Consider the following 14,127-nt stretch of genomic DNA (forward strand, 5'->3'; position numbering starts at 1 on the left):
CGAAACCCCCCGTTCAGCCGCGCCCCGCCCGGACCCTCCCCGCAGGCGCGCCGCTGCGATCCCCCGGAGGATGCGAAGCAGGCCGCCGACCGGCGGTGCCACCCCACACGGCCCGCGCACTCGGGAGGATCTGCCGTGACCGTCAGTCTGGAGCAGTTGCGCCGCTGCCATTTCGCCGTCGATCTGGGGGCCTCCCGCACCCGGGTGTACGTGAAGGGCATGGGCCTGGTCGTCGACCAGCCGTCCGTCGCCGCCATGAACACCCGCACCGGTGCCCTGATCGCGGTCGGCGAGTTCGCGCAGAAGATGACGGGCCGTACCCCCGACTACATCCGTGTCGTGAAGCCCATCTCCGGCGGGACCGTCGTCGACATCGAGATCGCCCAGCGCATGCTGCGCCACCTGCTCGGCGACAAGATCCGCCGGTCCCTGCGCCGCAAGGCCCGGCTGCGGGCGGCGGCCTGCGCCCCGCACGACGCCGACCCGCTGGCCCAGCGGGCGATCATCGAGACGCTGGTGGGGCTGGGGGCGAGGCGGGTGGAGCTGGTCGACACGCTGATCGCCGCGGCGGTGGGGTGCGGGCTGCCGGTGGAGCGGCCCGAGGCCAGCATGATCCTCGTCTGCGGGGCCGCCGCCACCCAGGTGGCCGTGCTGTCGCTGGGGTCGATCGTGTGCGCCGAGCGGCTGCCCGTCGGCGGTGAGGCCGTGGACAACGCGATCGTGCAGCACCTGCGGCACGAGCACGAGCTGATGCTGCCGAACCAGTCGGTCCGCCCCCTGGAGCTGGCCCTGGACGGCAACGGCCTCACCCCGTACGGCCCGGCCTCCACCGAGATCCACGGGCGGGACGTGACCACCGGGCTGGCCCGCAGCGTGCGGGTCGACACCGCCGCCGTACGCGATGCCATCCAGACGCCCCTCATGTCCGTCCTGGACGGGATCGGCAAGGTGCTGCGGGACTGCCCGCCCGACCTGGTCGCCGATCTCGCCGACCGCGGGATCATGATGGTCGGCGGCTCGGCGCTGCTCCCCGGCTTCGACCAGCTGCTGCGGGAGGCCACCGGTATGCCGGTGCACATCGCGGAGCGGCCGGACGTGTGCGCCGTCCAGGGCATCGGGGCGATGCTGGAGGGCCGGATCGAGCCGCTGGTACTGGATCCGCTGGCCGCCTGAACACCCGTTCGTCCCTCGCCGCTGTCCCGACGGCCGGACGCCGTGAGCCGATGCGCCCCCTGTGCTCCTTGTCACCCCTGGATTAGGCTGGACTCACTGTTGGTGACGGGAGGGGACGTTCCGTGACAACCGATATCACCGAGTATCTCGACGAGGCGGCAGCGGCCCCCCGCCTCACCGTCACCCGTGTCGGCGTGACCGGACACCGTGCGCTCCCCCCGTCCGTCCTGCCCCTCGTCCGCTCGGCCCTGCGGAGTCAGTTCAGCCGCAGCGACGTGGCGTGGGAGGCCCTCAGCTGCCTCGCGGCCGGCGCCGACCAGCTGTTCGCGGACATCGCCCTGGCCCACGGCGTCCCGGTGACGGCCGTGATCCCCGGCATGGACTACGAGGCCCACCTGGGCGACGAGCAGGCCCGGAGCACGTACCGCAGGATCCTGCGGTCCTGTGCGAACCGCGTCGACCTGCCCCGCGAGGCGACGCACGAGCAGGCCTACTTCGCGGCGGGCTGCTGGATCGTGGACCACTCCGACCACCTGATCGCCGTATGGGACGGCCGCCCGGCGCGCGGCCCGGGCGGCACCGGCGACGTGGTGGCCTACGCACGGCGCAGGGGGGTGCCGGTGACGGTGCTGTGGCAGACGGGGCTACGGCGGGACTGACCCGAGCCGGCCCGCCGGTCGCGGCGCCGCCATGAGAGGGCGTCAGGCGCCGAAGCGCACCAGCCACTCCGTGTGCGCCGGGGACATCAGTCGCTCCGTCTCCCCCACCGCCTCGGCCCAGCCCGCCTCGGTCACCGTCGTGGCCATGGCGATCCGGGCGGTCTCCAGGTCCTGTTCGATGAGGGAGTGGGCGTGCGTCAGCGGGCCGTGCCGTCGCACCTCCTGCCAGGCGACACCCGCCGCGGCGGCCGCGCTGAGCAGCCCCGCGAGGTCGGCGCCGCCGAGCAGGCCGACGGTCCGCAGCAGGGCGGCCGCGAGGGCGAACAGGGTCAGTGCCGCGGTGACGGAGGACCAGCGGGCGGCGGCGCGATGCGCGCGGACGGACCGGTTCTTGTACCAGACGGCCTGTTCCAGGAGCCGGTCGCGCAGGTAGAGGTCCCGGCGGGCCGCGTAGGACTTGGCCCGCTCGGCGCGCATCCGCGGTGTGATCTGCCCTCCGCCCCGTTCCCCGGGGTCGCTGCGGGAGTCCTCCCAGCCGCATTTGCGCAGCTCGCGCAGGCGTTCCTCGACGCGCTCCGCGAAGAGCGCGTCCGGGTCGGCGACATGGGAGTGGAAGGGCCCGCCGTGCACCATGTACTGCCAGGCCAGCGACTTCAGCAGCTCGGCGGCCGCCCGGTGCGCCTGCCAGTGGGTCCGGGAGCGACGGCGCGAGGTGCTCAGGCCCAGGGCTATCGTCAGCCCGTACAGCACGGCGGCGAGCACGGTCATGAAGTGCCCTGACGCCTGCTCGGTCAGGACGGCGGCCGTGGTGGCCAGCAGGAGCAGCAGCAGATGCGTACGCACCGCCCGGAACGAGTCACTCTGATGGTGCAACGCCCACTGGTCGCTCACCTGGAACAGCGGCGGCAGGTCCTGTGCGCCCACCGTGGTGCCCGGTATGGGAGAGATAGCGGCCCCCATGACGCCCCCCGAATTCACCGCGCGCCCCCGAAGGCTTGCGCGCGCCCCCGAAAAACAGACTTCCAGAATCAATGAGGACGGAAAGCCGCTCCGGGTACAAGAGGTTCGCCAGGCCTTCCTGGTATAGGGTCCGCGTCAGCATGGCCAGACTGGTCCAAGGTTCGTAAATCCCTTGTACCGAAGAGGAGTTGCGACCCCGACAGTCACTGGCACAACAGCAGCTTCACTTATCCGAACCGGAGCCGCCATCATGATCCTTTCGGTGAAGTCAGTCAGCCGTCCTTCCCCCGCCCCCACCTGCACTTCAAGGCGTACGCGCCTTGCGGACATCGGACCGTGCACGGCGGCCGCCGCACGTACCGTGAGCCGCGTGACCAGCCTGAACGGCCACCGTCTGGACCGACCCGTCACGTTCAACTCGGCCTGCTGAGCGAGGAGGGCTGACGTGAGGCAGCGCGCCGACGGGGCAGCAACAGCCGCTGGACGCCGAAGGCTTCCCGGCAGCCCACCTCTGAGACAGCTGGTCCTCAAGATCCACAGCAGGTGTGACCTGCGCTGTGACCACTGTTACGTGTACCAGCACGCCGACCAGAGCTGGCGGAACCGCCCGACCTTCATCCGCCCGGAGACCGTGCGCGCCGTCGCCGACCGGCTGGCCGAGTACGCCCGCTCGCGGGCCCTGGAGTCCGTCTCGGTGATCCTGCACGGCGGCGAGCCGCTGCTGGTCGGCCCGGCCCGGCTGCGGGACATCTGCGCGGAACTGACCAGCACCCTCTCCCCGCTGACCGCGCTCGACCTGCGCATGCACACCAACGCGGTCACCCTGAACCGACGGCACCTGGACGTCTGCCGGGAGTTCGGGGTCCGGGTCAGCGTGTCGCTCGACGGCGACCGCGCGGCCAACGACCGGCACCGGCTGGACCACAGGGGCCGCAGCAGCCACGACCGCGTGCTCCGCGGCATCCGGCTGCTCCAGGAGCCCGAGTACCGCCACCTGTTCAGCGGGGTGCTGTGCACGGTGGACGTCGCGAACGACCCGGTCGCCGTGCACGACGCCCTCGCCGAACTGGCCCCGCCGCGGATCGACTACCTGCTTCCGCACTCCACCTGGGACTCCCCGCCGCCCAACCCGGCCCAGGCCGCCACGCCGTACGCCGACTGGCTGCTCGCGGTCTTCGACCGCTGGGAGCAGCAGGGCCGCCCGATGCCGGTACGGACCTTCGAGTCGGTGCTCAGCACGCTGCGTGGCGGGCCGCCCCTGACCGAGGCCCTGGGGCTGGCGCCGAACGACCTGGCCGTGATCGAGACGGACGGCGCCTTCGAGCAGGCCGACTGGCTCAAGACCGCCTACGCGGGCGCTCCGGAGACGGGGTACGACGTCTTCCGGCACGGCTTCGCGGAGTTCGCCGCGCACCCCGGTGTCCGGGCGCGGCAGACGGGCGTCGACGGGCTCAGCGACACCTGCCGCCGCTGCCCGGTGGTGCGGTCCTGCGGCGGCGGCCTGTACGGGCACCGGTACAGCTCCGGGAACGGCTTCGACAACCCCAGCGTCTTCTGCGGCGATCTGCGCTCCCTGGTCGAGGGCATCGCCGACCGGGTGACCGACCGCTCCTTCTCGCCCGCGGTGCTGGACACGGCCCGACTCGCCTGGGCCCAGCTGGAGTTGGACCGGCTGCTGCTGCGCCGGGCGCAGGAGCACCTTGCGTCCGAGCCGGACTGGGCGGACGCCTGGCGGCTGCTGCTGGCCCTGGACGCCGACCCCGGCACCGCCCCGCACCTGGACGAGGTGCTGGCGCACCCCTACGTGCGCACCAGCCTGCAGCGCTCCCTGCACGACCCCGCCGACACGGCCCGGTTCATGGCACTGGCCGCCGCCGCGGCCCTGCGGGCGGGGGTACCGGCCACGCTGTCCTGGGACCAGCCCGGCACCCGGCTGCACCTGCCCACCTGGGGCACCTACCGCCTGGACGCCCCCGGCCGCATCGAGGTCACCGTGGCACCGGACGCCTTCCGGGTACGCGGCGGCGGGCACGCCCCGGATCCCGACGGGACCTGGGTCGGGATCGACGGGGGCCCTGCCTCCGCGCGCTGGCGCCCGCTGGGCCGGCTGCTGGCCCAGGACGGCCCGCTGGTCGACGACGCGGACCCCTACCGCGACTGCTATCCCGTCGCCGTCGCCCCGCCACTGATGTGCGGCGAGTTCCCGGAGCGGCTGAGCCGGGCCTACGAGCTACTGGCGAAGGAGGCACCGCGCCGGCACTCCGACCCGGACGTGTTCCGCCCCACCGTCCTCACCCCGCTGGAGGCGGGCAGCGGTCTGGTCCTCGGCGCCCACGGGTTCGGGGCGCTGGGCGTCGCGGTCGACGTGACACCCGAGGAGTTCGCCCGGGAGCTCCCGCGCATCGGCCGCCGGGCCCGCCTCACCGCCCTGCGCGAGACGGCCGACCTGCACCGGCCGGGCAGCCCCGCGGGCGCCCTGCTGGACCTGGCGGACGAGGAACTCGGCCGGGAGGAGTACGACAGGGCGGCCGGCGCCCTCACCGCGCTCACCCTGCTGCCGGCGGACGAGCTGACCGAGACCGGTGCCGTGCTGCTGGCCCGCATGTGGTCGCAGTGGGCGGACCGTCCCGCCTGAACGCGCAAGGATCCACATGTCCAGATATGACGGCTCTTTGTCCTGATAGCAACCAACCGCATGGCGTGCGGTCGGGCACATTGTTGGTTCCGGTCGTAGGGCACCGTCGGCGGAGCAGGCCGACGGCTTGTCAGCGGACAGGGGGATGCGTGGGCGCCGGCGAACGGGTGGAGGATCGATTTCCGGACCACCGGCCCTGTTTCCTCCTGTCGTACGCCCGCACTCCGCGGCGAAGCCCGGACAGCGACGACCCGGACCACACCAGACCCAGGCACTTCCCCAACCCCCGTCCGGCGGACCGGTGTCCGCCGTCCGGCCCGGGGGCGGGAGACGACCCCGGAGGAGAGGCATGACGGCCGCAAGGGACGGACGCGTCATCACCTTCTACTCGTACAAGGGCGGCACCGGACGGACGATGGCGCTGGCCAACGTGGCGTGGATCCTCGCCGCCAACGGCTAACGGGTCCTCGCCGTGGACTGGGACCTGGAAGCCCCGGGGCTGGATCGCTTCTTCCACCCGTTCCTGGATCCCAACGTGCTCTCCGCCACCGCGGGCGTCACCGACATCCTCCAGGACTACGCCTGGGCGGCGACCGACGGCATCAGCCGCACCGGCCTCTGGTACCTGGAGTTCGCGGACGTCGAGCAGCACGCGGTCTCGCTCTCCCCCGAACGGCAGGGACTCGCCTTCGGGCACGGCGGCTCACTCGACTTCCTCTCCGCGGGCCGCCGGTTCCGCGCCGACTCGGGCACGGCGTCGTCGCTTGAGTGGGACAACTTCTACGACCGCCTCGACGGCGGCATGTTCCTTGAGGCGCTGCGCGACAGCATGAAACGGTCCTACGACTACGTCCTGATCGACTCGCGCACCGGCCGGCCGGACGGGCACGCTGCGGTGCGCGAAGTCGCTCGCGGTGTCACTGCGCCGGGCGGGCGAGCGGGAGAAGCACAGCGCCGACGTGCTGCGCGAGGAAGCCGTCCGGCGGCTGGAAGGGCTGCGCCGACAACTCGGCGAGAACAACGGCATCACCCGCTTCGCGCTGGAGGAACGGCGGGTGTACCGGAACCTGGAGCCGCCGGCCGCGTGAGCGCACGCGGCGGATCAGCGCGCGAACCGCCACCGCACGCGGGTGCGGGCCGCGGCCGGTGCGGGTCGCCCGTGCGCCCGTGCTCCGTACGGCGATCCGGGTTCCCTAGTACGGCAGGATGCGCCCGGAAGGCGTCCTGCGGTCGATTTCCTGCCCGCGGGGAGCGGGCCGACGAACAACGCGTACGCGGATCCGACCGTCCATGACGCCCTCCTCTTGCCGAGCCCTGACCGGTACCTGCTGTCCGGTAGGAGGGCTCTGCCCCGCACATGGCTGGTCCAAGCCTGGTGCGGGGCAGCAAAGTTGGCGAGCGCCTGCTCAGCGGGGTCCCGGCCGTGGCCCGCGCAGGAACAGGGCGCTGGTGAGGATGCCGAGGACGACGAGGGCGGCACCGCCGGGCAGCATCACCGCGCCGGTGGCATACCCGGCGAAACCACGGTCCGGTAACACGTGAATCACAGGCGGTGCCCCTAGGTTCCGGTGCCCATGACAGACACCTTCTGCACGTCTCACGGAAGGACATCCCTCCGGTCATGAGCAAACACAGGAACCGCCGGGCCGCGCGCATCGTGGCCTTCGCAGCCGCCGGTGCCCTGACGGTCGCCGCGGGCGTCACCGCCGTGGCGTCGGCGAGCCAGCCGGCCACGGCGACCGCAACCACCTGCTCCTTCACCCGGTCCGACACCTCGGCGAGCACCGGGGACAACCCCCGGCACGTGGTGACCGGTGACCTCGACGGCGACGGGAACGCCGACGTGGTCGCCGCCGACAACTCCGCCGACTCGGTCTCCGTCCTGCTCGGCAACGGCGACGGCACCTTCGGCGCGGCCACGGACTACTCCGTGGGCGACGCGCCGTACCAGACCGTCATCGCCGACTTCGACGCCGACGGCAACCCGGACCTCGCCACCGCCGACTTCGACGGCGGCACGGTGAGCGTCCTGCTCGGCACCGGGAACGGCGCCTTCGGGACGGCCACGCAGTACACGGTCGGCTCGGGCGCCCGCGCGCTGGTCGCCGGCGACGTCGACGGGGACGGCGACCTGGACGTCGCGGTGGCCGAGGAGTCCGCCGGGCGCGTCAACCTGCTGCTGGGCGACGGTGAAGGTGCGTTCACCGTCTCCTCGCAGACGGTGACCGTGACCCGGCCGCACGGGCTGGTCCTCACCGACTTCGACGGCGACGGCGACCTGGACATCGCCACCGCGAGCGTCGCCACCGCCGGGGGCGTGAGCGTGGCCCTCGGCAACGGCGACGGGACCTTCGGCGACGTCACCGCGTACAGCAGCGTGCAGCGGCTGTACTCGCTCACCGAGGGCGACTTCGACGGGGACGGCACCACCGACCTGGCCGCCGTCAGCAACGGCTCCGACACCCTGGAGATCTACGCCGGGAACGGCGACGGCACCTTCCAGGACCCCGTCGACCACACCACCTCCGCCCTGCCGGTCGCCGTCGACGCGGCCGACGTCAACGGCGACGACATCCCCGACGTCCTGGTCTCGTCCCTCAACGGCAACTCGGTCGGTGTCTGGACCGGCACCGCGGGCGGCTCGCTGAGCGAGCTGACCGAACTGCCGGCGGACGGCGCCTACGCGGCGGCCGCCGCCGACGTGACGTCCGACGGCACGACGGACCTGGTGGTGGCGAGCAGCAGCGACGACGCGGTGGACGTCTTCACCGGCTCCTGCGACTGAGCACCCGTCTCAGGCGGCCGTTCCGGCGGCCAGCCAGAGCGCGACGTCGCGCGGGTCGGCGGCCGTGCCGGCCATGCGCAGTTCGCGGTGCACCGCGCGGGGCAGTTCGGGGCGGTGCAGCAGCGGGCGGGCGGCGAGGGCGAGGACGAGGCCGGTCCATGCCTCGGGGTCCTCGGGGTCGCCCGCCAGCAGGCGGGCGTAGGCGTCGAAGGCGTCGGGGTCCCCGGCGACCAGGGCGCGGTCGGCGGCGGACGGCACGGGCCAGTCGCCGGTGTCCGGCACGCCGAGGCGCTGCCGGACCAGTCCGTTGCGGGCCTGCGACCAGGGCGCGGCGAGGTCGGGGACGACGGTGGACGCGGCGACGTGCGCGTCCACCGCGGCACCGGCGGCGAAGGCCCGGGCCAGGGCGCGGACGTCGTCCGGGGCGGGGGCCAGGTGCCGGACCCGCCAGCCGGTGCGGTGGTCGGTGGCCGCGAATTCGGCCAGGGCGACGATGTCCGGCCGGATCCGGTCGTCCGACCACCAGGCGGGCAGCCGTGCGGCCATGCCCCGCAGGAAGCGGCGGCCGTGCGCGGTCAGGGCGGGATCGGCCCCGAGGGTGTGAACGGCCTCCTGGGTCTGCCGCCTGCGCAGGGCGAACTCGAATTCCACCCGGGGCCGTTCGTCCTGCGGCGCGTGGTCCAGGTACCTGCTCCAGAAGTCGGTGATGCCCAGGAAGGCGTAGGCGCCCTGGAGCAGCCCCCGCAGCGGACGCGGGTCGTTGCGCCAGGGGGCGTAGTGCCGCTCGGTCCCGCTGTCCTGCTCCAGCGTCAGCAGATGGATCAGGGCGCCCAGTTTGGTGTGCTGGAACTCGTGGACCAACGTGACCGCGAAAGTGGCCGGGTCCGGCGGCAGCGAGGAGAGCAGACCGCCGAAGGCGTCGCCGGAGGAGGCGCTCGACACCGTCCAGGGCCGTGTCGGCCGGACCTCCGCGACCGTACGCAGTCCCTCCGCCATGGCGGCGGCCGTGCTCGGATCGCTGGCCACGAGCAGGTCCAGGGCCAGACCGAACCGTTCCTGCCAGCGGGCGAGCTCGTCCTTGCCGAGGCGCTGCGGAGGCAGCGGTTCGCTCAGTTCCCGGTAGGGGTCGATGTCGTCCAGCCAGACGGTCACCGGCCGGCCCGCCGCGTCGGCCCGCAGCGTGCGCAGTCCCTGCCAGCCGGGGGCGTCGCCGTCGGGAGTCCCGAGCGGCTCGGGCGGCCCCACGCGGGCACCGTGCGGGTCGACCTTCAGCCGCCCGGCCTCCACCACCGCATCCGCCGTCCCCCACCGCGGGCGGTCCGGCAGGCGGGCCAGCCCGAGGGTGGGGAACATCGCGGCTCCGTCCCGCAACGGCACCGTGGTCCGCAATGGCAGTCCCGTGCGCAGCGCGGCGACGGCGCACACCGCGTACAGATGGCCGAGGTCGGTCCACAAAGGTCCGTCGCCCCAGGCTGTGAGCCTGAGCCGGCGCAGGCTGTGCCCCAGCCAGACGCCGATCTGCGGGTGCAGCAAGAGCTCCCCGAAGTCCTCCGGGGCGCGCTGCTGAGCCACCGTCAGGGTGTCCCACGCGGTGTCCACGGGCGGCAGCGGGCCCAGTGCACCGGGGGTTGCGGCGATGGCGTCGAGCAGGGCCCTCAGCAGCAGGAGCCGCCTGCTGTACTCGGTGCTCCGCAGGAAACGAACCGTCTCCGGACCTCCCCGGCCCGCGGCCAGGTCGTCCAGGTGAGCCAAGGGGATGACATGGTGAGCGGCGTGGGCGCGAGCCGAGCGACCGTCCTGCTGCACATGGCTCCTTCCGCGGGGTTCGTCAGTCGACCCGCCTGGTTGGGTTCTCACCGCCCGCGAAGTTGACCCTCGGCTGTTCGACCTGGCGCAGCAACCGGTCCAGTGCGCGCGCATGGACGTCCGGGCTCTGCGACCTGAGGCCGGAGAGGGCGATCTCACTGAGATCGGGCAGTTCGGACTTCACAGATTCCATGGGCGTGTTCATGCGCCATCCCCCTCGGAGCGTCCACCCGTTGACTTCATGATGACGCATGGCCCAGATGTCGGGAAGGCCGTGATCAGGCCGGTGAGCCTCCTGATCCGGGGTTCAGCCGGCGGGCCGCCCAGTCCTTCAGCTCGCGCTGCGCCAGCGAGCCCGGGTCGAGTACGCCGAGCGCCTCGACGAGGGCGGCCAGGCCGCCCGGGTGCAGACGGCAGGTGCGGACGATGCTGATGATGTCGGCCCTGGCCGCTCCCAGCCGGGGGATGGCACCGGCCAGGTCGACGGGCAGCATGCCGATGACAAGCTGGCGCTGGTCGCGGTCGGCCAGGGCGGGCCATCCGGCCAGCAGTGCGACGAGTTCGGACAGGGCCGCGTCCGGCACCGGTTCCTCCCGGCGCCGGGCGGCGGGGAAGTCGTAGTGGCGTACGTCGCCGGCCCCGGACCGGTACCAGAGCGAGGTGGGCCGCTGTCCCCCCTCGGTGAACCGTCCGATCACGGTGTCCGCCAGTGCGCCCATGTCCGGTGGCCAGTTCTCGTCGTCCGAGGCCTCCAGCTCGGCCAGCACGGCCCGGGAGAACGCCCCGGTCCGCAGCACGGGGTCGTTGGCCGCTCGCTGCCCCGGCCCGGAGGCCAGCAGCACGAACTGCTCCCGGCCCGGCAACCGGTCGCCGCGGGACGGGAGTTCGGCGGGCAGTGAGCGGACGAAACCCAGGTCCTCGACGAAGGTCTGGCAGGAGTCCACCAGCCAGATCTGGCGCCGGAAGCCGGGCAGCGCGTCGGTGGTGAGGGTGGTCAGCCAGGCGTCCAGGTCGAGGTTGCGCTTGTCGTCGGCCGTGGCGTCGGCGTAGAAGAGCCTGCGGTGTCCCTGCGGGTCGGTGACCCCGTGGCCGCCCCAGACGACGAACAGCAGATCGCCCTCCAGCGCGGGCAGCCGGCGCGTCAGCACCTCCTGCACGGCCTCCCGCCCGGCGGGCCCGGCGGGCACGTCCACCTCGGGTCCGCCCGTCCCCGGCAGGGCGCCCAGCAGCAGGGAGATGTGGGCCGCGGGCACGCCGCGGCCGCGCAGCCAGGCGGTGAAGCGGCGGGCGTCGGCGGCCGGGCCCGGCAGGTCCCAGGACGGGCCGGCGGCGTAGCGTTCCACGCCGACGACGACGGCGTGGGTCCGGTCCGGGCGGACGGCGGTCACGGCAGCTCCCCGGCCAGCACGCGGTACAGCTCGGGGTTGCTCCAGTAGGCGCTGTGGGAGAGCGGGAAGGGCTGGCGGCTGTCGAGGGCGATGTCCGCGACCCGGCCGGGGAAGACGCCGGCGCCGAGGTAGCTGAGCAGGTCCCGCCGGTCGTAGACGTTCAGCCAGCGCGGCACGTGGGCGGGCAGCGGGCTGCCGGGCTCCAGGCTGGGCAGGGCCCCCAGTTCGTACAGGAACGGGGCCTGCGAGCCGACGGTCACCAGCAGCGCGACCTGCGGCAGCGGCCGCAGCACCAGCAGGTCCAGCGCGGCTATGCCGCCGAGGCTGTGGGCGAGCAGCACGACCGGCGGCTCCGCCGCGAGCACCGCCTGCGCGACGGCCTCGCGGATCGGGCCGCCGCGGGCCAGGTAGAGCAGCACGTCCCCGGCGGCCGGATGGGCCGCGTCGGTGAGCGCCGAACGCCGTTTGACCGCCTGCGCGGAGGCCAGGCCGAGGGCCAGCCGGCCCGTCAGCCGTTTGATCCGCCGGGTCACCGGGCCGCGGTGGGTGCCGGGTTCGTCCCCGGTGCCGGAGGGCCCGGGGAGCAGGGCGGCGATCCGGGCGACCGCCTCGTCGCGGGCGGTGCCGTCGAGGGCCGGGGCCGGTCCCTGCCGCCCGGTCCGGCGGCGCACCGCCTCGGCCGCGAAGGCCCGGGCCAGTTCGGTGGTTCCGGCACCCTCGACGGGGGCGCGGAGGAAGCGGCGGCAGTCGTCGGTGGTCAGTACGGCGGCCACGGCGGCGGCGAAGTCCTCCGCGATGCCCGCCGCGTCCAGCAGCCGGCGCAGCCGGTCGTCCGCGGTGAGCGCCGGGGCCGCCGCTGCGAGGGCCTCGCCCGGCGGCCGGGCGCCGGGGGCCGACTCGGTTCTCCCCGTGGTCTCCGCGGTGAGCAGGCGCAGTTCGAGCAGCGGGTCCAGATAAAGAAGCCCCCAGAATTCGACGTCCTCGTCGAAGGCCTCCTCCGGTGCGCCGGGGGCGCCCGCGTGCGGTACTTCACGCCCGGTCCCGTACCCCGGCACGGAAATACCGTTCGAATGCAGTACCGATCCGGCAGTTCCTCCCCAATAGCAGGAAGATATGCGGACTTCGGGCCGTAACGGCCGCAGTCCTTCCCGTACGACTTCCACAGTTCCGCTGAATCCCGGCTCGCGCACGCCGGTGCCGTGTACGAATAAGACCGTCGTCACCGTCGACCCCCCGCCCCAGAACGGCATATTCCAAGCGCCCGCAACAATAGGTCAGTTGCCCCCTCACCGGCTACACTGCGTGTGTACAACGCCACAGGGTGCGGCACTTGCCGAAGGGGGATGCCGGTGAGCATCGACTCCACTGTCTCTCATGTCGTCGCAGCTCTCGCGCTGGTGATCACAGCGTCCTCGGCCCTGGGAGCGGCCGCCCGCAAGCTGCGCCAGCCTTCCGTCATCGGGCAGTTATTCGCCGGCATCGCCCTCGGCCCCAGCCTGCTGGGCCTGGCCCCGGGAGGAGCGTACGAAACCCTCTTCCCGGACCAGATCAAGCCAATTCTCACTTCCCTGGCACAAGTCGCACTGGTGCTCTTCCTGTTCGCGGTCGGTTATGAACTCGACCTCGGCCAGCTGCGTAATCGCGGCGCGGTGACCGCGGTCTCGCTGAGCGGGTTCGCGATTCCCATGCTTATCGGAGCCGGCATCGTTCTGCTGTATTCCGGAGGTTTCCGCTCCGCGAACGGCGGGCATCCGATCGACGCGACATTCACCCTCTATATGGCGGTCGCCCTGTCCATCACGGCGGTTCCCGTGCTGGCGAGCATCATCCGGGACCAGGGACTGGCCGGCACCCGCCCCGCCACGATCGCGATGGCCGCCGCCGGTGTCATCGACGCGCTGAGCTGGCCGGTGCTGGCCGTCGCCCTGATCGGCGGCGAGGACGGCTCGCTGCGGGCCTGGAGCCTCAAGGTGGCGCTGCTGGCGGCGTACGTGCTGGTGATGTTCGTCGTCGTACGGCCCGTGCTGAAGTGGTGGATGCACCGGCCCGGCGCCCTGATGACCAATCACGTCCCCGTCGCCGCCGCGCTGGCGCTGGCCTCGGCCTGGGCCACCAGCGCGCTCGGACTGCATGTGATCTTCGGTGCGCTGCTGGCCGGCATCATCATGCCCCGCCAGTCCGACGGCGCCCCGGACAGCCAGGTGCTGCGTCCGCTCCAGGAGACCGGCGGCCTGCTGCTGCCGGTGTTCTTCACGATCTCCGGGATGTCGGTCCAGCTGAACGGACTGCACGCCTCCGACCTGGTGCTGCTGCTGGTGATATGCGCCGCCGCGATGGTGGGCAAGGTGACCGCCGGCGCCCTGTCGGCCCGGGGCGGTGCCCGGCTGCCCTGGCGTGACTCCCTGCTGATCGGTGTGCTGCTCAACACCCGGGGGCTCACCGAACTCATCGTGCTCAACGTGGGGTTGCAGGCCGGAGTGATCGGCCCCCGGCTGTATGCGCTGCTGGTCGTGATGGCGCTCCTCACCACGGCGGCCACCGGGCCGCTGATCGGCCCGCTGTACCGTCCCGCCGACGCGTCGCCGGCCGGGCCCGTCGGCACCGGCCCCGACGACGAACAGACGCCCGAGCAGACGCCGGGCCCCGGACAGGCCCCCGCCGTGGACGCCGAGCCGACGCCACAGCCGTAGCGCCGGCCGCAGCGCCGCTGCCCCGGTCGAG

Annotated in this window: 12 protein-coding genes and 1 pseudogene; 7 read left to right on the forward strand and 6 right to left on the reverse strand. The window is 73.0% G+C overall.

The window, feature by feature from the left end; all coding sequences use genetic code 11:
- Nucleotides 1-135 precede the first annotated feature (135 nt).
- Complete coding sequence (locus SSP29_RS17185) at nt 136-1,173, forward strand: rod shape-determining protein (RefSeq protein ID WP_089101503.1); 1,038 nt, start codon at nt 136-138, stop codon at nt 1,171-1,173.
- A gap of 122 nt (nt 1,174-1,295) precedes the next feature.
- A complete protein-coding gene (locus SSP29_RS17190) occupies nt 1,296-1,832 on the forward strand; it encodes a hypothetical protein (protein WP_150134345.1) in 537 nt (178 codons plus the stop codon).
- A gap of 42 nt (nt 1,833-1,874) precedes the next feature.
- Here SSP29_RS17190 and SSP29_RS17195 read toward each other — a convergent pair whose 3' ends face one another.
- On the reverse strand, nt 1,875-2,756 hold the full coding sequence (locus SSP29_RS17195; RefSeq protein WP_438363795.1) for a DUF4231 domain-containing protein: 882 nt from the start codon (nt 2,754-2,756) through the stop codon (nt 1,875-1,877).
- Nucleotides 2,757-3,303: 547 nt separating this feature from the next.
- Here SSP29_RS17195 and fxsBH point away from each other — a divergent pair.
- The 3 genes and pseudogenes from fxsBH to SSP29_RS58470 all read left to right on the forward strand — a co-directional run bounded on the left by fxsBH (nt 3,304) and on the right by SSP29_RS58470 (nt 6,515).
- Nucleotides 3,304-5,427 carry a radical SAM/SPASM protein FxsBH, inactivated beta-hydroxylase extension form gene (gene fxsBH, locus SSP29_RS17200; RefSeq protein WP_245883128.1) on the forward strand — a complete coding sequence of 708 codons (2,124 nt, stop codon included), beginning with the start codon at nt 3,304-3,306 and terminating at the stop codon, nt 5,425-5,427.
- 349 nt (nt 5,428-5,776) lie between these two features.
- Nucleotides 5,777-6,310 (forward strand): annotated as a pseudogene (locus tag SSP29_RS55720) (KGGVGR-motif variant AAA ATPase); the annotation flags it as partial.
- Between the two features lie 31 nt (nt 6,311-6,341).
- Nucleotides 6,342-6,515 carry a hypothetical protein gene (locus tag SSP29_RS58470; protein WP_167449914.1) on the forward strand — a complete coding sequence of 58 codons (174 nt, stop codon included), beginning with the start codon at nt 6,342-6,344 and terminating at the stop codon, nt 6,513-6,515.
- A gap of 318 nt (nt 6,516-6,833) precedes the next feature.
- On the opposite strand, the gene SSP29_RS58475 is transcribed toward SSP29_RS58470, so the two are convergent.
- On the reverse strand, nt 6,834-6,974 hold the full coding sequence (locus SSP29_RS58475; RefSeq protein ID WP_167449929.1) for a hypothetical protein: 141 nt from the start codon (nt 6,972-6,974) through the stop codon (nt 6,834-6,836).
- A 74-nt stretch (nt 6,975-7,048) separates the two neighbouring features.
- On the opposite strand from SSP29_RS58475, the gene SSP29_RS17210 reads away from it, so the two are divergent.
- A complete protein-coding gene (locus SSP29_RS17210) occupies nt 7,049-8,212 on the forward strand; it encodes an FG-GAP repeat domain-containing protein (RefSeq protein WP_089101506.1) in 1,164 nt (387 codons plus the stop codon).
- A 9-nt stretch (nt 8,213-8,221) separates the two neighbouring features.
- Here SSP29_RS17210 and SSP29_RS17215 read toward each other — a convergent pair whose 3' ends face one another.
- From SSP29_RS17215 to SSP29_RS52330, 4 genes are all read right to left on the reverse strand, one after another.
- On the reverse strand, nt 8,222-10,018 hold the full coding sequence (locus tag SSP29_RS17215) for an HEXXH motif domain-containing protein (protein ID WP_167449930.1): 1,797 nt from the start codon (nt 10,016-10,018) through the stop codon (nt 8,222-8,224).
- Nucleotides 10,019-10,040: 22 nt separating this feature from the next.
- Nucleotides 10,041-10,211: a hypothetical protein gene (locus tag SSP29_RS58480; RefSeq protein WP_167449931.1), complete on the reverse strand. Its 171-nt coding sequence runs from the start codon at nt 10,209-10,211 to the stop codon at nt 10,041-10,043.
- A gap of 85 nt (nt 10,212-10,296) precedes the next feature.
- Nucleotides 10,297-11,406 (reverse strand): effector-associated domain 2-containing protein, encoded by a 1,110-nt coding sequence (locus tag SSP29_RS17220; RefSeq protein WP_089101508.1) that lies wholly within the window; start codon nt 11,404-11,406, stop codon nt 10,297-10,299.
- The gene (locus tag SSP29_RS52330; RefSeq protein WP_150134346.1) at nt 11,403-12,461 is read right to left on the reverse strand and encodes an RBBP9/YdeN family alpha/beta hydrolase; all 1,059 of its coding nucleotides are present in this window, start codon (nt 12,459-12,461) and stop codon (nt 11,403-11,405) included. The genes SSP29_RS17220 and SSP29_RS52330 overlap by 4 nt, the downstream gene beginning before the upstream one ends.
- 294 nt (nt 12,462-12,755) lie before the next feature.
- Between SSP29_RS52330 and SSP29_RS17230 the strand changes: the two genes are divergently transcribed.
- Entirely contained in the window at nt 12,756-14,096 is a 1,341-nt protein-coding gene (locus tag SSP29_RS17230) for a cation:proton antiporter (protein ID WP_167449932.1), read from the forward strand.
- Nucleotides 14,097-14,127 lie beyond the last annotated feature (31 nt).

This window comes from Streptomyces hyaluromycini (genome assembly GCF_002217755.1).
Taxonomy (GTDB): Bacteria; Actinomycetota; Actinomycetes; order Streptomycetales; family Streptomycetaceae; genus Streptomyces; species Streptomyces hyaluromycini.

Excerpts from the sequence above, each read along its gene's own strand:
- SSP29_RS58480 (WP_167449931.1), bottom strand. The coding sequence starts at position 10,211 with ATGGAATCTGTGAAGTCCGAACTGCCCGATCTCAGTGAGATCGCCCTC.
- SSP29_RS17210 (WP_089101506.1), top strand. The coding sequence starts at position 7,049 with ATGAGCAAACACAGGAACCGCCGGGCCGCGCGCATCGTGGCCTTCGCA.